The 20,275-nt window shown below is 52.4% G+C and carries 23 protein-coding genes and 1 pseudogene; 12 read left to right on the top strand and 12 right to left on the bottom strand.

Annotated features, from left to right (window positions below):
* The first annotated feature begins 61 nt into the window (after nt 1-61).
* Nucleotides 62-412: a hypothetical protein gene (locus NHG65_RS14120; RefSeq protein ID WP_099062900.1), complete on the top strand. Its 351-nt coding sequence runs from the start codon at nt 62-64 to the stop codon at nt 410-412.
* Nucleotides 413-573: 161 nt separating this feature from the next.
* Nucleotides 574-2,208, top strand: coding sequence for a peptide ABC transporter substrate-binding protein (locus tag NHG65_RS14115; protein WP_099062901.1), 1,635 nt, complete (start codon nt 574-576; stop codon nt 2,206-2,208).
* Nucleotides 2,209-2,291: 83 nt separating this feature from the next.
* On the opposite strand, the gene NHG65_RS14110 is transcribed toward NHG65_RS14115, so the two are convergent.
* Entirely contained in the window at nt 2,292-3,368 is a 1,077-nt protein-coding gene (locus tag NHG65_RS14110; protein WP_499182323.1) for a hypothetical protein, read from the bottom strand.
* A 145-nt stretch (nt 3,369-3,513) separates the two neighbouring features.
* Between NHG65_RS14110 and zntB the strand changes: the two genes are divergently transcribed.
* Complete coding sequence (zntB, locus tag NHG65_RS14105) at nt 3,514-4,497, top strand: zinc transporter ZntB (RefSeq protein WP_207976574.1); 984 nt, start codon at nt 3,514-3,516, stop codon at nt 4,495-4,497.
* 217 nt (nt 4,498-4,714) lie between these two features.
* On the opposite strand, the gene NHG65_RS14100 is transcribed toward zntB, so the two are convergent.
* From NHG65_RS14100 to NHG65_RS14080, 5 genes and pseudogenes are all read right to left on the bottom strand, one after another.
* The gene (locus tag NHG65_RS14100; RefSeq protein WP_099062904.1) at nt 4,715-5,113 is read right to left on the bottom strand and encodes a VOC family protein; all 399 of its coding nucleotides are present in this window, start codon (nt 5,111-5,113) and stop codon (nt 4,715-4,717) included.
* A 141-nt stretch (nt 5,114-5,254) separates the two neighbouring features.
* The gene (gene ttcA, locus NHG65_RS14095) at nt 5,255-6,187 is read right to left on the bottom strand and encodes a tRNA 2-thiocytidine(32) synthetase TtcA (RefSeq protein WP_099062905.1); all 933 of its coding nucleotides are present in this window, start codon (nt 6,185-6,187) and stop codon (nt 5,255-5,257) included.
* Nucleotides 6,188-6,314: 127 nt separating this feature from the next.
* Nucleotides 6,315-7,289, bottom strand: a pseudogene (gene umuC / locus NHG65_RS14090) (translesion error-prone DNA polymerase V subunit UmuC); the annotation flags it as partial.
* Nucleotides 7,290-7,447: 158 nt separating this feature from the next.
* Nucleotides 7,448-8,164: a hypothetical protein gene (locus tag NHG65_RS14085; protein WP_499182322.1), complete on the bottom strand. Its 717-nt coding sequence runs from the start codon at nt 8,162-8,164 to the stop codon at nt 7,448-7,450.
* 11 nt (nt 8,165-8,175) lie between these two features.
* A complete protein-coding gene (locus NHG65_RS14080) occupies nt 8,176-9,156 on the bottom strand; it encodes an LLM class oxidoreductase (RefSeq protein ID WP_261424052.1) in 981 nt (326 codons plus the stop codon).
* 319 nt (nt 9,157-9,475) lie between these two features.
* Between NHG65_RS14080 and NHG65_RS14075 the strand changes: the two genes are divergently transcribed.
* The 3 genes from NHG65_RS14075 to NHG65_RS14065 all read left to right on the top strand — a co-directional run bounded on the left by NHG65_RS14075 (nt 9,476) and on the right by NHG65_RS14065 (nt 12,823).
* On the top strand, nt 9,476-10,450 hold the full coding sequence (locus NHG65_RS14075; RefSeq protein ID WP_499182321.1) for an LLM class oxidoreductase: 975 nt from the start codon (nt 9,476-9,478) through the stop codon (nt 10,448-10,450).
* Nucleotides 10,451-10,460: 10 nt separating this feature from the next.
* On the top strand, nt 10,461-11,414 hold the full coding sequence (locus NHG65_RS14070; RefSeq protein ID WP_261424050.1) for a nuclear transport factor 2 family protein: 954 nt from the start codon (nt 10,461-10,463) through the stop codon (nt 11,412-11,414).
* A 299-nt stretch (nt 11,415-11,713) separates the two neighbouring features.
* Entirely contained in the window at nt 11,714-12,823 is a 1,110-nt protein-coding gene (locus NHG65_RS14065; RefSeq protein WP_261424049.1) for an alkene reductase, read from the top strand.
* Nucleotides 12,824-12,873: 50 nt separating this feature from the next.
* On the opposite strand, the gene NHG65_RS14060 is transcribed toward NHG65_RS14065, so the two are convergent.
* Together NHG65_RS14060 and NHG65_RS14055 are read right to left on the bottom strand one after the other, a co-directional pair.
* On the bottom strand, nt 12,874-13,335 hold the full coding sequence (locus NHG65_RS14060) for a DMT family transporter (protein ID WP_261424048.1): 462 nt from the start codon (nt 13,333-13,335) through the stop codon (nt 12,874-12,876).
* Nucleotides 13,332-13,772 (bottom strand): DMT family transporter, encoded by a 441-nt coding sequence (locus tag NHG65_RS14055; RefSeq protein ID WP_261424047.1) that lies wholly within the window; start codon nt 13,770-13,772, stop codon nt 13,332-13,334. The genes NHG65_RS14060 and NHG65_RS14055 overlap by 4 nt, the downstream gene beginning before the upstream one ends.
* Before the next feature lie 99 nt (nt 13,773-13,871).
* On the opposite strand from NHG65_RS14055, the gene NHG65_RS14050 reads away from it, so the two are divergent.
* Entirely contained in the window at nt 13,872-14,804 is a 933-nt protein-coding gene (locus NHG65_RS14050) for a LysR family transcriptional regulator (RefSeq protein WP_261424046.1), read from the top strand.
* Nucleotides 14,805-14,816: 12 nt separating this feature from the next.
* On the opposite strand, the gene NHG65_RS14045 is transcribed toward NHG65_RS14050, so the two are convergent.
* The gene (locus NHG65_RS14045; RefSeq protein ID WP_261424045.1) at nt 14,817-15,737 is read right to left on the bottom strand and encodes a LysR family transcriptional regulator; all 921 of its coding nucleotides are present in this window, start codon (nt 15,735-15,737) and stop codon (nt 14,817-14,819) included.
* Between the two features lie 165 nt (nt 15,738-15,902).
* Here NHG65_RS14045 and NHG65_RS14040 point away from each other — a divergent pair, with 165 nt between their 5' ends.
* The 4 genes from NHG65_RS14040 to NHG65_RS14025 are packed head-to-tail and all read left to right on the top strand — an operon-like array spanning nt 15,903 to nt 17,636.
* Nucleotides 15,903-16,487: an NAD(P)H-dependent oxidoreductase gene (locus tag NHG65_RS14040; RefSeq protein WP_261424044.1), complete on the top strand. Its 585-nt coding sequence runs from the start codon at nt 15,903-15,905 to the stop codon at nt 16,485-16,487.
* Nucleotides 16,484-16,720 (top strand): hypothetical protein, encoded by a 237-nt coding sequence (locus NHG65_RS14035; RefSeq protein ID WP_261424043.1) that lies wholly within the window; start codon nt 16,484-16,486, stop codon nt 16,718-16,720. The genes NHG65_RS14040 and NHG65_RS14035 overlap by 4 nt, the downstream gene beginning before the upstream one ends.
* An 11-nt stretch (nt 16,721-16,731) precedes the next feature.
* Nucleotides 16,732-17,424, top strand: a complete 693-nt coding sequence (locus NHG65_RS14030; RefSeq protein WP_261424042.1) for a gamma-glutamylcyclotransferase — start codon at nt 16,732-16,734, stop codon at nt 17,422-17,424.
* Nucleotides 17,421-17,636 carry a helix-turn-helix domain-containing protein gene (locus NHG65_RS14025; RefSeq protein WP_261424041.1) on the top strand — a complete coding sequence of 72 codons (216 nt, stop codon included), beginning with the start codon at nt 17,421-17,423 and terminating at the stop codon, nt 17,634-17,636. The genes NHG65_RS14030 and NHG65_RS14025 overlap by 4 nt, the downstream gene beginning before the upstream one ends.
* Here NHG65_RS14025 and NHG65_RS14020 read toward each other — a convergent pair.
* A complete protein-coding gene (locus tag NHG65_RS14020) occupies nt 17,633-17,770 on the bottom strand; it encodes a hypothetical protein (protein ID WP_499182320.1) in 138 nt (45 codons plus the stop codon). The genes NHG65_RS14025 and NHG65_RS14020 overlap by 4 nt on opposite strands.
* A 345-nt stretch (nt 17,771-18,115) precedes the next feature.
* On the opposite strand from NHG65_RS14020, the gene NHG65_RS14015 reads away from it, so the two are divergent.
* The gene (locus NHG65_RS14015; protein ID WP_261424040.1) at nt 18,116-18,580 is read left to right on the top strand and encodes an Lrp/AsnC family transcriptional regulator; all 465 of its coding nucleotides are present in this window, start codon (nt 18,116-18,118) and stop codon (nt 18,578-18,580) included.
* A gap of 29 nt (nt 18,581-18,609) precedes the next feature.
* Here the strand turns inward: NHG65_RS14015 and NHG65_RS14010 are convergent, their stop codons facing one another.
* Together NHG65_RS14010 and brnQ are read right to left on the bottom strand one after the other, a co-directional pair.
* Nucleotides 18,610-18,900 carry a hypothetical protein gene (locus NHG65_RS14010; protein WP_261424039.1) on the bottom strand — a complete coding sequence of 97 codons (291 nt, stop codon included), beginning with the start codon at nt 18,898-18,900 and terminating at the stop codon, nt 18,610-18,612.
* Nucleotides 18,897-20,243 (bottom strand): branched-chain amino acid transport system II carrier protein, encoded by a 1,347-nt coding sequence (brnQ, locus tag NHG65_RS14005; protein ID WP_261424038.1) that lies wholly within the window; start codon nt 20,241-20,243, stop codon nt 18,897-18,899. The genes NHG65_RS14010 and brnQ overlap by 4 nt, the downstream gene beginning before the upstream one ends.
* Nucleotides 20,244-20,275 lie beyond the last annotated feature (32 nt).

Genomic DNA, 20,275 nt, shown 5'->3' with positions numbered 1-20,275 from the left:
TTTGTTCGCTGTTGTTATACTATCGGCAAAGCTAACCCAATTACCCAACAGGGGATTTAACATGCCAGTAGCCAGAATAGTTGCCAGCTATAGCGAAAATGATCAGGATACCATCACGCTGCTGTGCGGTGTGGACGAGGAAAACCAGATCCGTCAGGGTGAATGGTTTGGCGTGGTGAAGAACGACGACGGGCGTGGCGATGAGTCCAACTATCCGTTTACCTTGCACGTCGACTACCAGAAAAACAGCTTCTATCTCGACTATGGTTTTGACGATGCCGAGTCACGTCAGATGCAGAAAACCGATATCCATGCCAAGCCGTTGGCCGAGAAAGGTTTCTTCACCATTTTTGATGAAGAAGAGGGTGAGGAATTCAGCTACCGCATCAATAGCATTCACCTTTACGACTAATCACGTTCGTTAAGCGAGAAATGCCCGTACCGACATCGTCGTGCGGGCATTTTTTATTGCCTGGCCCCCAGTTTTTACATCTTGTCCGCCTGGAACTCTAGGTGAGACTAATCTTGTGCTATAAGATAAAAAATTCAGATGGTTAACGGGGATGAATCAGAATGACGAGAAAAAAAATTCAACAGGGTTTTCGTTTGGCGCTGTGTGCCGTGGCGATCGGCGCAGGGTTAAGCAGCGCTATGGCGGCGCAGGTTCCCCCAGGTACCACTCTGGCGGAAAAGCAGGAAATTGTTCGCCATATCAAAGATGAACCGGCCTCACTCGATCCGATCAAAGCGGTAGGCTTGCCGGAAGCGCAATTGGCACGCGATCTGTTTGAAGGGCTGGTGAATCAGGATGCTAACGGCAAGGTGATCCCTGGCGTGGCCACCCGCTGGCAAACCACCGATAACCAAACCTATATTTTCACGCTGCGTAAAGATGCGCGCTGGTCTAACGGTGACCCTGTCACGGCGAAAGACTTTGTTTATAGCTGGCAACGGCTGGTTGAGCCGAAAAATCTGTCTCCTTTCGCCTGGTTTGCCCAACTGGCTGGCATTCAAAATGCGGATGAGATCGTTACCGGCAAACTGCCCGCCGATAAGCTGGGCGTCACGGCGCTGGATGATTACACCTTTAAAGTGCAGTTGAACAAACCGGTACCGTATTTTGTCAGCCTGACCGCCAACTTCAGCCTGTTCCCGGTCAACAAGGCAGTGGTGGAGAAATTTGGCAATGACTGGACCAAGGTCGGCAATCTGGTCGGTAATGGCGCGTTTAAACTGCAGGAACGGGTGGTCAACGAAAAGCTGGTGCTGACGCCAAACGAGCACTATTGGGACCATGCGCATACGGTGCTGACCAAGGTGACCTTTGTGCCGATCAACCAGGAATCCAACGCCACCAAACGTTATCTGGCCGGCGATATCGATATCACCGAGTCCTTCCCGAAGAATATGTACCAAAAGCTGTTGAAAGACATTCCGGACCAGGTCTATACCCCAGATCAACTCGGGACCTATTATTATGCCTTCAACACCCAACGCGCGCCGACTAACGATGTTCGGGTACGTAAGGCATTGTCTTACGCTATTGATCGCAAAATTATCGCCGAGAAAGTGTTGGGCACCGGTGAAAAACCGGCTTACCACTTCACACCAGACGTCACCGCCGGGTTTAAGCCGGAGGTGAGCCTGTTGCAGCAACAGCCGCAGGCGGAACTGGACGCGCAGGCTAAGGCGTTGATGCAGGCGGCCGGCTATGGCCCGAACAATCCGCTGAAGTTGACGCTGCTGTATAACACTTCGGAAAGTCACCAGAAAATCGCCATTGCCGTGGCTTCAATGTGGAAGAAAACGCTCGGTATCGACGTCAAACTGCAAAACCAGGAATGGAAAACCTACATCGATAGCCGTAACACCGGTAATTTCGACGTGGTACGCGCCTCCTGGGTCGGCGATTACAATGAGGCCTCGACCTTCCTGTCGCTGTTGAGCTCAACCCACAGTGGTAACATCGCCAAATTCAAAAGTGCGGATTACGATAAGCTGCTGGCGCTGGCCAGTCATGAAACCAATCCGGCAGCGCTGACCACGGATTACAATAAGCTGGAGCAGATCATCGCCGATCAGGCACCAATCGCACCGATTTATCAGTATACCAATGGCCGATTGATCAAACCCTGGGTGAAAGGCTACCCGATCACCAATCCGGAAGACGTGGCTTACAGTCAGACGATGTATATTTTGAAACACTGACAGGTTGCGGTATCCCCATGAGTTTTCATCAAGCCCCGCTAATTGCGGGGTTTGTTATTTTTGTGGCAGAGGAATGGCGTAATTTATGGAGTGGCAAACAAGGCAGCACGCGCCGTCGTTGAAGGAAATACACAGCTTACGTCGTGTGCGCAGCCGGGAACAATCAGCAAATCACGTTTGGCGTGCGGAGCAATAAAGCGTCGGTCGTAAGCGGCATAGGCCAGGCCACGTTGCAGTCGATAGGGGCCCTGAGACTGCGCCGCGCAGGACTTATCGAGTATTTTGTAGAGGGTACCGGGTGAATTCCCGCTGTCTTTCTCGCCTTCAATATAGGTGATATCTGCTGCAGCGTAACGCTGCTGCACCGATGCACGATTTTGATCGAGAAAGGCCGGAATGGCCTCAAGGCCGTATTTCCAACGATTGACCTTCGGACAGGCGTCACTGTTAACTTTCACCCAATCAAAGCTGCAGCTCCCCTGTTGCTGGCAATCACGCCAATCGGCGGGGTGGGCATTTTTTATCGGCTGCGGCCGGTGGCTATCAAAATAGAGCCAACTGCCGGGGTCGGCTATGACGTAACGCACCTTCACGCCAGGAGGTGGATGGGCAAAGCCGACATAGTGCTGTACAAATTGCGCCCCGGCGGAGAAACCGGCGACGGTGACCGTCTGTAGCTTTGGCCATTTTACTTTCAATTCGACAATCAGCCGATCAACAGCGGCAAATGAGGTGGTATTACCCTGGTGGTCCAAACCACCTTCTATCCAGGAACTGCAACTCCAGAGAGCGTCACCTGGCTGCGCTGAAGGAACGCCAGGCGAATGGCAACGTGTGGCCTGCGCATCGCTAACCGGAAACAGCGGGGCGACCAACAGCGTGCCGTCGGTTCTGGCGGCAAGTTGAGCAGCTTTCAGCGCCGCAGCCAGGGTTTTCCCGGCGTCTCTGGGATGTCCGTGCAGCACGATTAACGCGTTGTGTGGTGTGGGACCATGGGATTTCGCTATGAAGTAAGGCAAGCTGCCTGCCGACTTACCCAATTTGACCTGATATGTATCAGCGATAGTGTTGAGTGAGTTATTTGCGGCCAACAGCGGATGAAACGACGCCGGAGCAAATGCCAAAACGGAGGCTAACAAGAATGTCGAGGTGGATTTCATCGGGTGTCCGGCCGTGCATTGTGCGTTATTTATCCATGTTAGCGTATAAGGCCGTTCCAGGTGCAGCATTCGCACGGCTTCATCTTTGATCCGCCTACCATTAACGCTAGACTCTGGAATAACTGAAAAGCAGAGGGGATGAGGAATGGAAGTCATTGAGGGGCGCGAGTTACAGGTTCCTGACGCAGTGTATGCCTACCAGCTCGATGGCAAGGGGGGCGTAACATCGATTGATTACGATGATAAAGTCACCTGTGACGAGCCTTGCTGGCTGCATCTCGATTATGCACACCCCGCCAGCGCCGAATGGCTGACCACCACGCCGCTGCTACCTGATGCGGTAAGAGAGGCGCTATCCGGGGAGAGCTCACGGCCGCGTGTCAGTAAAGTGGGTGAGGGAACCATGATCACGCTGCGCAGCATTAACTTTAATGCCAACTCGCGACCGGATCAGTTGGTGACTATCCGCGTTTACATGACCGATAAGCTGATTGTTTCCACCCGTCATCGCAAGGTGTATTCCATCGACCAGGTGGTGAACGATCTGCAAACTGGCAGCGGGCCGACCAACAGCGGTAACTGGCTGGTGGAAATATCGGATGCACTGACCGACCACGCCAGTGAGTTTATCGAGGATCTGCACGACAAAATCATCGATCTGGAAGATTCGCTGCTGGAACAACAGGTTCCTGAGCGTGGGCAGTTGGCACTGATCCGTAAACAACTGATCGTACTGCGTCGCTATATGGCACCGCAGCGTGACGTATTCTCTCGGCTGGCCAGCGATCGCTTGCCCTGGATGAATGATGACGACCGTCGCCGTATGCAGGACATTGCCGATCGGTTGGGGCGCGGGTTGGACGATCTGGATGGCAGCATTGCGCGCACCGCGATCCTTTCTGACGAAATCACTACCGTGATGGCTGATGCCATGAACCGTCGTACCTACACCATGTCGCTATTGGCGATGGTGTTTTTGCCTACCACCTTTTTGACCGGGTTATTCGGTGTTAACCTGGGCGGCATTCCCGGCGGTGGCAATCCTTTCGGTTTTGCTGCGTTTTGCCTGACGCTGACCGGATTGGTGTTCGGTCTGGGCTGGTGGCTGAAGCGGCGCCGCTGGTTGTAGCCAAAAAGCGCCGATAACCCGGTTAACATTGAGCGATATCAACTTTTGCTGGGGGGAAATGGGGCATGATCTATCTCGCAGGTGAATGCAACGTCAAGCGATGGGCGTTGCGCTCCATAATTGTCTTACTTTCTTATATTTAGAATTACTGCATAGCACATTGATTCATACGATGCCGGTTTAATCACCGGCATTTTTTTGTCTGCAATTTACCCCGTCAGGCTGCACTTTCATCCCAGAAACTGGCTTCGATCTTATGTCCGTCCAGGTCACGAACAAAGCAGCCATAATAGGCTTCACCATAGTGCGGCCGTGAGCCGGGGGCCCCTTCATCTGTCGCGCCGGCCTCCAGCGCATGGCGGTAGAAATCATCAACCTGTTGTTTACTGGTGGCGAAAAACCCCACGTGCAGACCATTGCCGTTCGTGGCCGGTTTACCGTCGATCGGCACTTGCAGCCAGAATTCCGGATAATCGCGCCCATAGCCAATGGCACCAGGGTGTTCCAACACCCGTCGACAGCCTAGTGCGGCGAGAGTGCGATCGTAAAAATCGGCTGCGGCGTCAAAATTATTGCTGCCGAGAGAAACGTGAGACAAGCAGGGAGTGATGTTCATCGGTAATCTCCAGGGTGACTGTATAAAAACACAGTATAGGATAAAAACGGCACTGTCCGATGAATTCTGCTGAAATTGCGAGCGGGATCGACAACTGATGAAGGGAAAGAGCCGCCCGCGGAGAACGGGCGGCAAAACGGCTTATTTGATTTCGAGAACGTCTAAACGGACCGGGACGGCTTCATCCGCGTCTTCCGGTTGCCAGCCGATCGGCTGCATCGGGAGATCTTCACGGTCAAAGGCCAGATCGCCACCGTCAACCACTTCGCTACCGTGGTGGATCCCTTTAAAATCAAACAGGTTGTAGTCACTCAGGTGCGAAGGCACCACGTTTTGCATTGCGCTGAACATGGTTTCCAGGCGGCCCGGATAACGTTTATCCCAGTCACGCAGCATGTCACCAATCACCTGGCGCTGCAGGTTGGGCTGCGAACCGCACAGGTTGCACGGGATAATCGGGAAGCCTTTAGCGACCGAGAAACGCTCGATGTCTTTTTCACGGCAATAAGCCAGCGGGCGAATCACCACGTGTTTACCATCGTCACTCATCAGTTTAGGTGGCATGCCTTTCAGTTTGCCGCCGTAGAACATATTGAGGAACAGCGTCTGCAGAATGTCGTCACGGTGGTGGCCCAGGGCAATCTTGGTGGCTCCCAGCTCGGTAGCGGTGCGGTAAAGAATGCCGCGGCGCAGGCGTGAACACAGTGAGCAGGTGGTTTTGCCTTCCGGGATCTTGTCCTTGACGATGCTGTAGGTGTTTTCCTCAACAATCTTGTATTCCACACCGAGGCTTTCCAGATAGGCCGGCAGGATATGCTCGGGGAAACCAGGCTGTTTCTGATCGAGGTTGACCGCAATCAGTGAGAAATTGACCGGTGCGCTCTGCTGCAGGTTGCGCAGGATCTCCAGCATGGTGTAGCTGTCTTTGCCGCCGGACAGGCACACCATGATACGGTCGCCTTCTTCAATCATGTTGAAATCGGCAATCGCCTGGCCCACGTTACGACGCAGGCGCTTTTGCAATTTGTTCAGGTTGTACTGCTCTTTTTGACTAACTGTTTGTTGTTCTGACATTTAAATCGTGCTCGTTCTCAATTGGGGGCACTATGGGCATGAAGTTTTAGGCAGCGAGTTTAGCATTCTATAGGCTGATTGGGTCATTATTCCTTTATTTCATGACCGCAAAGACGCCTTGCCGACCTCAGTACACGCGAGCATGCGGTAAATCGCTGACCCGCGTGGTGTATGCGGGGGAGAGAAATTCACGTTTCATCGACCAGGTCTGCTGATTGCCTTGTCCGGCAAACCAGACTCCAGCGCGCCCGGACTGATTGATCTGATCCAAGGCTGCCATCAAGCGTTCACTGTTGGGGCGCGGCTGATACTCGTCGAACAGGTTCAACTGAGCGACGCCTTGCGAATAGAAGTCCTGCAGCATAACGCCGGCTTTTAGATAGCGATGGCCGGGCTGCCAAATCTTGTCAAGGCATCGAATCGCGGCGGCGATGATGTCGCGGGTATCTTGCGTCGGCGTACTGAGTCTGATGCTCGCGGTGTTGCCGTAATATTTTTCGTTGGTTGAGAAGGGGCTGGTTTTAACCCATGCATTGATATTCCGGCAATATTGGTGCTCTTCGCGCAGTTTTTCTGCTGCGCGTGAGGCGTGCATGCAGATAGCCTGATGCATATCATTGTACTCAGTGACGCGATCGCCGAATGACCTGCTGCAAATGATCTGCTGTTTGGTTGGGGCAAATTCTTCAAGTGACAAGCAGGGTTCACCACGCAGTTCACGCACCGTGCGTTCAACCACCACGCTGAAATGCTTGCGGATCATTGTGGTGCTTGCATCTGCCAGCTGCAGTGCGGTTTCGATCCCCATATTCCGCAGTTCTTTGGTGAGACGCCGTCCGATACCCCAGACTTCTTCTGCCTGCACCAAGGCCATCAATTTTCGCTGCCGTTCCAGGCTGGAAAGGTCAACCACGCCGCGGGTTTGCTCCCATTTTTTTGCCGCGAAGTTCGCCAGTTTTGCCAGGGTTTTGGTCTGGGCAATACCCACGCCTATGGTAAGCCCGGTATCACGCAGCACTTTGGTCCGTACCTGGTGCCCGAATGCTGCCAAATCGACGCAGTTTTGTACCCCGTCAAGGTCAAGAAAACTTTCGTCGATATAAAGGAAAGATGACCGATTATGGACATTAAATATCTTTATTAAAATTAGTTAGCTACCTTCACACTCAAATGTCCATAGGAAAATACATTTTTCACTCTGCTTAACTTAGATATGCCCATACCCTAAACGATTATCAAAACCATTCGGTTTAGGGCCGACTATGGTCGCTCCGCTGCTTTTAGCCAATCGGCTATGCCTTTAACTCCCATTGAAAGTAGAATGTCTTGTAATGCCACAACGCGCTGTAGCATCGCACCACAATCAGATTCCTCACGTTCTTCTGCTTCCACAAAAAGGCGGGTCATCAGTTGAGTGAGATTCTTCTTATGATCATACATATGTTGTTTACTTTGGTTCACATAGTTCAAATAAACTTCGGCTGCTATCAGAGCTTGCTCTGGGTCGTGTTGTGAAACCGCATTGAGCCATTCATGAAATCCGAAAGGACGCATTTTTTTATTCTCATCACCGTTATCATTTTTAAATAAAGAAAAATAGTTGCTAATCAATTCTATCGGAACAGAAATTTCCTTGCCGTTATCGTGAAAAATACGAATTTCTTGTTCTGCAACTTTCGGAGCATGTTTGCTACCTGCATTTAAACCGGTATTAATACCGGCGCAACACTGCTCTCTGTGTCGTTGAATATTTTCATAGTTTGACCAGACGGTAGCTGCACCATGCCAGGCATCTGTGTTATCCAATGCACTCAGGTCATTTAGAAATTCGTTAAAGTGGATATGTCGAGTCATGGCATCTAAAGCAGAAATGCGCCCCCATGTTTCCATGTCTTTGTCACATACAGCCAGTAGCCTAAAGTTAAGATAAACATGGATACAGGCACGATCCAAATGCCTGTTTCCGTAATTGGTCAAACTTTTTATCCTTATTCTGTCGGGATGGCAGAAAAGTGTGGCAACACATTCTCAATTAATTCCTGAAGTACTTCTTTACCCGGACGACGACTGGGTTTCAGATTGAGCGTAATGTGCGAGACCCCTGCCGCTTCCTGCTCTTTCCAGAATTCCATCAGCGTATTCGTTCCCGCACGCATAAAGATATTGTTAAACATACGCAGCGGCTCGTTGGGGTTTTCGCTCAGTTCAAGGAAGTTAGCGTAGCCAAATGGCCGCCATGTTTCGCCATCTCCGGCTTCCTGTAGTTCCCGAATGATGTTTGCAGAGTTACGGGGATCAACACCATGCCAGATCCATGCGTCAGAATGATTGGCAATCCACGACATGTCCTGACGTGCCCGTCCAATGGTCAGCATCGGTAGGCGGGGTGATACCAGTTTCGGTACCATATCGATATTGCCGGAAAACGTACCGTAATGTTTTGTCTCTCTCTTCGGGTAAGAATTCTCTGTCAACAGGCGAATGATGTCCCATGACTCTCTGAAGCGCTCGGCGCGATTGTCAAAATCATAGCCAAAGGCAGGGTACTCGACGGGGCGATCGCCACTCGACATGCCCAGCAACAACCTGCCACCTGATAATCTGTCCACCGAGGCCGCCTGCTTGGCGGTCAGTACCGGATTGCGCAAAGGGGAAACAATACCTGCCGTACCCAGCGCAATATTTTTGGTCGCAGCTGCCAGATAGCCCAAATCGACCATCGTGTCATATTGCTGGCCAGCGTCACCAAAGTTGGGATCGTAGAAAGGCACATCCCGCAGCCATAACGCAGAGATACCTCCCTTATCAGCCATCTGCGCCAGCTCCAGATGATCATCCATGTCAGGAATTGGCCCGTCCGGATAGCCTTTGAAGGGAGCAATCAGACCAAATGTCAGTTTTCCCTGCTGAAAGACGCGGTTAAAAGCTTTATGCCCGGCCAGATGTGCAGGAAGTTTAAGCGTAGTCATGAATATTATCCTCGTTCAAGTTGAGTGCAATTGCACCGTGAGAAATCATCTGTGGAGGATAAAAGAAAAAATGGGGAATGGGCTTCCCGTATTGCGGGACGCAAACTGCCAGATAATTACCTCCTGCAAAGACCAGCTGTAAACCCGTCATGATAGTGTCTAGCCGCCCTCTGTCAGGTGCCGCAGTATAGGGGCAATGCTGTTCCTTAATACGGGAAGCACATTCCCGAAATATTCCATTAATCTCCTGACCTGTCCATTTTCACTACTTCAACATGTTATGCCCGGCATTCAGTGACCAGGCAACAGGAGACTTTATATGTCTGTTCAGGCTCACGCGATTGCACCAGTAATGAGCTCGCATCGCACCTACAGCCGGGTGTTTACACCAGGCAAACTGACGTTCGGCTTTATTATGCCGCTTGAAACCTATCCGAATTCACCGTTTCCTACGCTTATCGATCATCAGCGACTGGCAAAAGCGGCAGATGACGCCGGTTTTTCCGCCATGTGGATGCGTGATGTGCCTTTCTACGATCCCAATTTTGGTGATACCGGACAGATGCTCGACCCGTTGGTTTATCTTGGATTCCTTGCGGCACATACTCGTAATATTGCGCTGGGCACGGCTGGCATCGTTTTGCCACTCCGCGAACCGGTGATTCTGGCAAAGCAGGCAGCCTCTGTGGATGTGCTGACAAGTGGCAGATTGATCCTTGGTTTATCCAGCGGTGACAGGGCTGTTGAATATCCGGCGTTTGGCGCTGATTTTGCCAACCGCGCTGAACGTTTCCGCGAGGCGACCGGCTTGCTGAAAACCCTGACGCAGGAGTCATTCCCCCTCGTGGACACACGTTACTACGGCAACCTCAGCGGCAACATTGATCTGGTACCGAAACTTCATTCCCGCAGGCTGCCGATGATTGTGGTGGGGCGCGCAAGGCAGGATTTGAGCTGGATTGCACAGAACACGGACGGCTGGATGGGACATCTGAGTGATTTCTCACGCCTGCATCTGCTGCTGGATGAGTGGCGCCGCGCGGGTGAAGGTCTTGGCTTTAAACCCTATGCCTATGGTTCCTTCTTTGATTTAGCAGAAAACCCTGATGCACCGCTGCGTTTCATTGGCAACCGCTTTACCGCTGGGCGTAATGCTCTGATAAACCTCTGGACGCAACAACAGGAGCAGGGTGTTAACCATGTTGCTCTGAACCTCAAGCCATCCCGTCGCCCGGCAGAAGAGATCATGCAGGAACTTGCTGAATTCGTGCTGCCACAATTCCGCAATCAATAAGGAAAGCAAAATGACACAGACATTCGTTCGCGAACAATTCATCGGGCAACTGGACCGGCTGATTCGCCTCTGGTCGGGGGCTAAAGATATTTCAGCTGAAGCTCTTTTTACGCCGGGCATGACTTTTTCCAGCAGCGCCAGAGGCGAATTGCACGGTGCAGATAAGGTTGCCGCCCTGTTAAAGGATGACTTAAAAGATCTGGATGAGTCCAGTTTGGTTCTCAGTAACCTGATTGTGCGCGCTGATGAGAACAATGCCGTTGCCGGGGCTTACTTGCTGGGCAATGTCAGTGATTTTTCGCAGGCCGGCAAGGAAAAATCGGCGATGTTTGGTGGTGTGATTCTGGTCGAATATGATCGTACCGGTGAAGCACTACGCATCAGTGATGTGAAAATTCAGATTAACTGGCTCAAAGGTTCGCAGACGCTGCTCACTCACTGGCAACTGCCCACGGAAAAAAACTGGCAACCTGGGGATGCCCCAGCCGTTATCGTCAGTGAACTGGATTCACCATGGCGACGGGTTCCTGTATCCATGTTGCCTGGTGATGAAGATACGTTCATTGCTGAGGCCTGGTATCGCTATGCCTGGGGCCTTGACCTGGCAGATTATGCTCAGTTTGCGGAATGTTTCAGTGAAGATGTCGGTGCTGAGCTGACACCTATGGGTACCATGCAGGGGCGTCGCGTGCTGGCGGGTACGCTTAAAGCATTCAGAATGCCCTGGCCGTGGATCCAGCATTATGGGGATCCACTGCAAATCAATCTTAATGCTGATGGCGAAACTGCTTCGATGATCCTGGGCCGGATCATTCCCGGACAGACAGAGCTGGAAGGAGAGAGGATTTATGGCGCGCATTATCGCATTGAGCTAATTAAAAAGGCACAGGGCCACTGGCAGATGTCATGGATGGGCTACCATCCTGGCTGGATAACGGCCCAATACGAGCAGAGTTCCCGCTGAAATGATGCCACAATGGGCGAAGCCCATTGTGGCATCCGCTTTTAGGTTTACCCTCCATTTTGGATTTTTTACGCCTGATGCAGTCCAACGATTCGGGAATCTCTTTCCCATTTAAAGGTCCTGGCTTTCCCGTGGAATAAATAAATCCTTTTTTTTCAGCTTATTATGAATTTTTGATCAAAACTGCGTTTATCTGATTTCTTGAAGCAATGCGGCCTCCCTCCTAAGCTTTGCCATCTCATGAATGGATGATCGCATCCACACAGTTTTTCCTGGCTGTGATAACAGATGGAGTTTCAATGAAACTGGCAACCCTTTTTGAACCACTCACTATTGGCCCGATAACTGTACCTAACCGGGTATTTATGGCTCCCCTTACTCGCGTCAGAAGCCGTGAGCCTGGCGATGTGCCGACGGAGTTAATGCGCGAATATTACTGCCAGAGAGCCTCAGCCGGGCTGATTATCACCGAAGCGACGCAGGTTTCCTTCCAGGCTAAAGGCTATTCCGGGACACCGGGACTTCATTCCAAACCACAAATTGCTGCGTGGAAACAAATCAACCAGGGTATCCACGAGGCTGGCGGTCATAGCTGTGTTCAGCTCTGGCATACCGGTCGAATCTCTCACTCCTCACTCCAGCCGGGCAATGAAGCGCCGGTTGCGCCCTCTGCCATCAGTGCAGAGAGCCGCACATCTCTGCGCGATCAGGAAGGTAATGTCATTCGCGTGCCAACCACAACGCCAAGGGCGCTGACCAAAGCTGAGATCCAGCAAATCGTCACTGATTTTCGTCAGGCCGCAGTCAACGCGCAGCAGGCCGGTTTTGATCTGGCGGAGATCCACGCGGCACACGGCTATCTTCTCCACCAGTTTTTGTCCGATAAGGCTAACCAGCGTAATGACGAATATGGCGGGAGCGTAGAGAATCGCGCCCGCTTCGTGCTTGAAATTGTGGACGCGATGGTATCAGCGTGGTCAGCGGACAGGATTGGTATCCGCATTTACCCACTTGGGGCATTTAACGGTGTGGATAATGCGGACGGTCAGGAGCATGAGGAGGCCGCGCTCTATCTGATCCGTGAGCTGGAAAAAAGGAAACTGGCTTACCTGCATATTTCTGAGCCTGACTGGGCCGGCGGGAAACCGCTCAGCCTCAGCTTCCGTGAGGCTATTCGAGCAGCATGGACGGGCGTTATTATCGCCGCAGGCGCTTACACCGCGGAAAAAGCGGTGAATCTCATCGATTCACGCCTGATTGATGCTGTTGCTTTTGGTCGTAAATTTATTGCTAATCCAGACCTGCCTGAGCGGTTGCAGCAGGGAGCTGAGCTGAACGAGCCGAAACCAGAAAGCTTCTATGCCAATGGTGCTGAGGGATATACCGATTATCCGGTGCTGGGAAAATAGGTTAAAACGGCATGCGTAAAACAGGCCAGCTTTTGGGGCTGGCCTGTTTATTAATGAACGGCTGCGTTCTTCGCTGAATTACTGGTGTAGATGAAGTAAAGCGCAAACACCAGACAGACTACGGCTAATACCCGGCACAGTGAGAAATCTATCGCATGGTTACCCAGCCAGCCAAAGGTATCAATCATGATACTCATTGCGACCTGGCCCGTGATGACAGCAACAGTCGCCACAGCGGAACCAATGCGCTGTACCGAAAACGCCATGATTGCGACGTAAGGCACGCCAAACATTGCACCGATAAGCTGCCATTTAGGCACGTCCATCAGCGTGACCGCCTGCCTCGGTTCGAAAAAGTAAATCAGCACCGCTGTGACCAGAGCACCTATGGAAAAGGTCAAAAATGCGCTGCGAAATGTTCCTACCGCGCTACCAAGCTGGCTGTTCACTGCGGCCTGAATACTCAACAAAGCACCAGCAACTACAGATAAAAGCACCATTAACAGGATCATGCGTTTCCTCCGGCAATCAGAACAAGAGCAATAATAATAAATACCAACGCGATAATTCTTCGGGCATCAATGCGACGACGTGTATTGCCGAACCAGCCAAAATGGTCAATAACCAGACTTTTGAAAATCTGTCCGGCCAGAATGCCAATCATGGTCATCGCCAGTCCAATAATCGGCGAGGCAATGGTCAGGATCACAACATAACCAGGGCCGAGGATGCCGCCTGTTAAGTGCCAGCCTGGCTGGGCAAAAAATGACGGGGCATTCCGCGGGCTGAAAAACAGAACCAGCATGAAAGCAAGCGCTGCGCCAAAACCGAAGATGCTGAATGTTGCCCACAGGTGTCCGACTTCGCCACCGAGAGGCCCTAACAATCCGCCCTCAATTGACAGTCCCATACCGCCCAATACAACGAGTAAAATCAATAGTATCTGCATAGTCACTACATGTTATTTAAAAAGGACGTGCATAGTATGCGAGCCAGTGGTTTTAAAAAACGATATAATTCAGAAAACACTATTCCATAATGCGACGAAATGAATTCACATAACTTTATTAATTTCCGCGCCCTCCGCCTGTTTATTGCCGTCTTTGATTTGCAGAGTTTCTCTCTGGTCGCCCGGCGGGAGGATGTTTCACCTTCGCTGGTGACACGTACGATTAATCAGCTGGAAGATGCGTTGGGTCAGCAGCTGTTTTATCGCAATACCCGTGCTGTCGTGCCGACTGAGGCAGGTCAGCTGTTTGTGGATCATGCCCGCGCGATAGTGGAGCAGATTGCGGGGGCGCAGGCCGAACTGCAGGAAAAAGAAAGTGAGCCCTCCGGGCTGGTACGCATCAACGCACCGGTGGTGTTTGGACACCGGCATATTGCCCCCTGGATGGCGGAACTGTATGCGCGATATCCACGTCTGCGGGTTGAACTGACTCAAACGGACAGCTATATCGATCCGCACCGGGAAGGCACGGATATTATCTTTCGGATCGGCGTGCTGGCAGATTCAACTTTTCAGGCGCGAATCTTCGGCCCCCAGGTGCATTCGCTGCTCGCGTCACCGGCTTATGTTGAGCAGTACGGGTTGCCAGAAACGCCTGAGGAGCTGGTTAATCATCGCAGTCTTGTGTTCAATGGTCCTCAGGGCCTTAACCGCTGGTTTTTTCGTCGTGGCAACGGCAGCTGGCGAAACTATCCCTTAACGCCGGCATTCATATCGAACAATGCCGACACGTTGATGGCCGCAGCACTGAATGGAATGGGCATGGTGCTGTTCCCCGACTGGCTGAGCGGTGAATATGTTAAAAGCGGGCGATTAATGCCCCTGCTGGAAGGCTATGAATCCTCGACCACACTTGAACAGCAGCAGATAGCGGCCATCTGGCCGAACTCGCGCCGCCCTCCGCTGAAAGTACGCGCAATCATTGACTTCTTTGTCGAGAAATTTGACTCGCCTTTGTACTGGCGCAGTTAATCAGGTTTACTTTCAGAATACGTCCTGTTCCCAGGGAATGCGGTCCTGCCAGGACTCAACCAGCAGATCGATAAACCCCCGGATGCGGGGAGAAAGGTGGCGTTTGCTGGGATACATAATGCGGATGGGTTCCGGTGTTTCCCTGAAGTCTTCCAGTAAGGGTACCAGCATACCCTGATGCAGGTCCTGCCAGACCATATAGTGGGGGAGATGGATGATACCGAACCCCGCCAGGGCTGATTCACGTATAGCTTCAGAACTGTCGATGTTCATTCTGCCCGGCCCTTCAAAGAGCCATGTGCCATCGGACGTTTCAAAACGCCACGTCCTGCGGCGGTCAGCACTCAGAAAGAAGATGGTGTCATGTTCAGTTAATGCCTGAGGCGTCTCCGGTACCCCGTGACGTGCCAGGTAAGCTGGCGACGCACAGGTCACCATCTTCTGGGTTGCAATGGTGCGTGTCAGGATCCGTGAGTCATCTTTCGGCTCACCAATGCGTATGGCTATATCGAAACCCTCTTCGATCAAATCAACATAGCGGTCGTTAAACACGATATCAGCCCGCAGTTCCGGCCATTTTTGCAGAAAAGCTTCCAGGACAGGTAACACATGGCGCTGGCCAAACGACAGGGGTGCTGTCAGCTTGAGCGTCCCGGTAGGCCTGACGCGACGCTGCGCCATCATTCCATCCACTTCTTCGAGATCTTCAAGTATTTGCCTGCAGCGCTCGTACATCACCCGGCCTTCATCGGTGAGACTGAGGCGCCGGGTCGTCCTGTTCAGCAAACGCACCCCCAGCCGCTCTTCAAGACGCACAATACTTTTGCCTACCGCAGAGCGAGTCAGTCCCAGCGATCCTGCGGCCTGGGTATAACTGCCCGCTTTCACTGCCGCAACAAACGCGGCGATGTCTCCGATACGATTAAATTCCATGTCTTTCTCCAGCCCTGTCCGGGGGCGAAACGGGCACTTGGATCGGGAATCTCATTCCCGAATAGATGTTTTATGATGGCATCTGAATTCACAGATGCCAATTGGCGCGACTGAGTATTTCTTCTTGTCGCCCCGAATAACTGGTCAAAACAGGAATGAGAAAAGATGAAACTAAATATCGCAGGACTGACGGGAAACTTTGATCGGTTCTCTAAAACCTCTGCACTGGTGAACGCTATCGTGCATCAGGCGACTGACAAATATGACCTTGAACCGGCATTTTATACCCTGTCCGACTTTGGTGACGCGCTTCCGCTTGCACAGCTGCCTGCTCAGCTGGATGAGCAAGCCAGAACAATCATTCAGAACATCATCGAGGCGGACGTATTGGTGGTTGGCGTGCCGACTTATCAGGCGAGTTACCCGGGGATGTTTAAACACCTTTTTGACATGATTGATCCGCATGCGCTGGCGGGGAAACCCGTGATTTTAGCTGCAACGGGCGGAACAGAACGCCATGCGCTGATGATTGAGCATCAGCTGCGCCCCCTGTTTCACTACTTCCGGGCTGCAACCGTGCCAACCGCAATCTATGCCTCAAGGAGTGAGTTTGATCAGCTGCAATTATCGGGTTCAGGGCTGATTCAGCGCATACACCGCGCCACAGATGAGCTGCAGTGTCTCATAACGTCACGCCCTGCTTACAGCAGTCAGACACAGAACTTCTTATCGGTTGCCGGATTAGCGTGACTGAAAAATATGCACCCCATGCGCAGGGCGTTGCTGCCGCTCTGAATATCGCGGGCTTCAACTCCGGTCTCGCGCTGGGTTCTGTGCTGGGCGGATTGACCATCACACACGTCAGTATCGTGTACACCGGTATCAGCGGTGCGGCGGTTTCACTGCTCGGTCTGCTGCTGGTTGCGCCAATCAGACGCGGTAACAGCAGTACTCATAATCAGGCTCAAAGCGTGGGCCAGTAAAAGGAGATAGTATGCTTACCCGTGAAAATATGCTTAATGGAGCCTTTGTCAGGGCACATGAAACACTGCTCCCGGCACATATGCGCTGGGATGCCGAAAGAATACGGGCATCAATGTACTCTACTCTGAAGGAGCGCCCGACGGGCGCTCCTGTCTGGGTTTTTGCCTACGGGTCACTGATGTGGAACCCCGCACTGGCGATAGAAGAAATGCAACGGGCCCGGCTGAAAGGCTGGCAGCGAAGTTTCTGCATCCGGTTGATTTCCGGCCGGGCCACCCCTGAGGTACCCGGCCGGATGTTATCGCTGGACGAGGGGGGAATAACTGAAGGTATGGCGTTTAGGTTGCCGGAGTCGACCCTCATTCATGAGCTGGAAATACTCTGGACGCGCGAGATGATAACCGGTCTTTACCATCCGGTCTGGGCCGACGTTTCGCTCGGAAACGGTGAAGAGGTCCGGGCACTGGTTTTTGTCTCAGACAGGCTGCATCCTCACTATGAGCAGGATAACCGTACAGCCACCGTGGCAGCGCACATCGGATCCGCCCGCGGAGACATTGGTACCAATGCTGAATATGTATCGAAACTTCAGGCCACGCTGGGTGCATGGGGAATAGAGGATGATTATGTGCGTGAACTGGCCCTGGCTTTACAGGGGGGACCCTGTCAGGACAAACGTCTTCTGCTGGGCACTCAGCTATGAGTCATCTTATCCATCTGCGAACGTTTCTTGAGGCTTATCGCTCTGGTTCCTTTTCAAGGGCACCAGAGCTGCTGGGCATCACGCAACCTGCAGCGTCACAGCATATCCAGTCTCTTGAGGTATTCGTTGGCAAACGTTTGTTCATCAGGCAGGCCAGAGGCGTGACGCCTACCGAGGCTGCGGATGTGCTTGCCCGATCCGTTTCTCCTTAAGAAAAGCTTTCCTCTTTCCGGTCTGGTTCCCGTCGTGACAGCGCTATTAAGTCAACGTCCTGATCTTCAAAATGCCCTAAAACGCCACGACAGATGACACCCACCGCACCGGCAACGATGGCGGTCTTTCTCATGTTGTATCCCTCTACAGTAATGTTGATTTAGCGAACCTGTAGTGTTGTGGCTTACAGTATGATCGTCAAAGATCTCACGGTACGTTCTGCGATAAAACATGGTCCGAACCCTGTTATACCGCCACTCACATGGCCGGTATTAAATAATTTACAGGGGGTATTACAAAGGGGCTAACGTCTTCAGAAAGAGACTTTCTTTTTCCCGCATCATCCCCGACGGAACCTGCCGGGGATGATGAAAGCCGGGCCGCTGTGGCTGTATTCAGGCGGTATAAACGTTCAAAATCGTTTTATGAAGCCCGGGGGCGTATAATGCTGGTTTTCAACTCAGAAACGATGCGCTAAATGTTTAAGCTTGATAAGACCGACCGGGCGATTCTGCGGGAACTGCAGAAGGATGGGCGAATGCCTAATAATCTGCTGGCTGAAAAAGTCAACCTTTCACCATCTCCGTGCCTGAGGAGGGTAAAAGCTCTGGAGGATGCCGGTATTATCGATCGTTACGTTGCCGTACTCAGTCCTCAGGCTGTGGGTATGAACCTGACGGTCTTTGTCAGGGTCTGGCTGACAGGTCAGGACGCAGACACCACCGACCATTTCTCCCAAGAGGCCAGTCTGTTACCTGAGGTGATGGAATGCCATCTCATGGTTGGCGATTGTGATTTTCTGCTGCGCGTGATGACGACCGATCTGGCCGCCTATCGACAGTTCCAGACGCGGTATTTGACGCGCATCAAAGGGGTTAAAAGCGTTAAAACAGAATTGCCAATGCAGACCATCAAACAAACCACCGAAATACCACTGAGTTGAATTAAGCGGGCATTTTTCTGCCCGGCTTTTTACTCATCGCTGTACAGCTGGATCCGGTAAACCCCCTGCAGACCAGGCGTTCCACATCGCAAAAACAGGCCGTTGCGCTTCTTCACAAGCTCAGGCGGGATCAGGGGCTGGTTGCATATCTCCCGTATCGCCTGCGGAGTCAGCCGGTTTACTTTATCAACGTAACGTACCTGAACCAGTGCATCGGGATAACTTCCCCCGGCACGCCAGACCAGAAGTTCAAGCACAGCAAAGACCCCCAGCGCTGCTGCTGCAAGGCAGGGATATAGCACTGGGCCGGTCGCTTTCACGGCATACCTGGCTTTTCGCAAGATCGGCGCTCCTGACAGGCTGTCGTTTGTACCGGGCCTTTGACCCTGTCCAGCCCAGCGGCCAGCACCATGATGCTCAGCACTGGCAGTATCCAGGCAAGTCCCTGATCATGCAGCGGCAGCTGACGGGCCAGGATGAACGGCTTCAGAGTGATACCGGATGCTTCGAGCGCATCAGCCAGTCCGAAAAGAAAGGCAATCAGCGCCGCCGGCCTCACAACACGAGGTGCAGACTGAAACCATCCGCGAATAAAGTAGGTCAGGATAAGTACCACAAATACCGGATAAACTGCGGTCAGGATCGGAACCGAAACTGTGATCAGGTGCGTCAGCCCCAGATTGGAAACCAGCATTGCAAATGCGGCAAAAAACCAGGCATATGTCCGGTAACTGATACGCGTAATACTGCTGAAGTAGCCCGCACAGGCGCAGGTCAGGCCGATGGCCGTGACCATGCAGGCAATTGTGATCAGCACACCAAGGAAAATGTTACCTGCCGTGCCGTAACTAAAATGCACGTAGGCACCCAGTACCTGAGCACCGTTAGTGGCGTTCTCAATCAGGCCGGTACTGCCGGTACCCAGTCGAAACAAGCTGAGATACACCAGGGCAAGCCCCGCACCAGCAATCAGACCAGAAAGCACCGCATAGCGTGTAACCAGCCGTACTGAAGTGACACCCCGCGACTGTATGGCGCCAACGATCACCAGCCCGAAAACCAGCGCGGCCAGCGTATCCATCGTCAGATAACCATTCGTCAGTCCCTCCGAGAAGGCCGCGGTTGCATAAGCTGATACCGGCTGCTGTGGCTTTCCGGCGGGCAAAATTATGGCCGTTATCGCCAGAATTAGCAGTGCGATAATTTTAACGGGGGAAAGTACTTTCCCTACTGTGTCAAGTAGCCGGCCCGGGTACAGAGAAACCAGTATGACAATGGCGAAATAAGCGATGCTCCACAGCGGCAACCAGCGCTCGCTTTCAGTGAAGGGCTGTATCGCCAGCTCGTAAGACACCGAGGCCGTTCGCGGCGTGGCAAATAGTGGCCCGATACAGAGGTAGCAAATGATCGTCAGCAGCATACCGCAGTGTCGTCCCACTGGCTGTGTGATATGTGCCAGTGAGCCACCGGCTTTAGCCATTGCCATTGCGGTTACAACCGGGAGCCCCACGCCGGTCAGCAGAAAGCCTGCCGCCGCAGCCCAGACAGATGTACCCGCCTGAAGGCCAATGAAAGGAGGGAAGATAATGTTGCCCGCCCCGACGAACAGGGCAAAATTCATAAGGCCAAGTATAAAAATATCTCTGATGCGAAAGGTTTTCATTTACTGAGTCTTTGTGGTGTTAAAAAATGCAC

The organism is Serratia myotis, from assembly GCF_027474885.1.
Classification (GTDB): Bacteria; Pseudomonadota; Gammaproteobacteria; order Enterobacterales; family Enterobacteriaceae; genus Serratia; species Serratia proteamaculans.
This window is presented reverse-complemented; position numbering and strand designations above follow the sequence as displayed.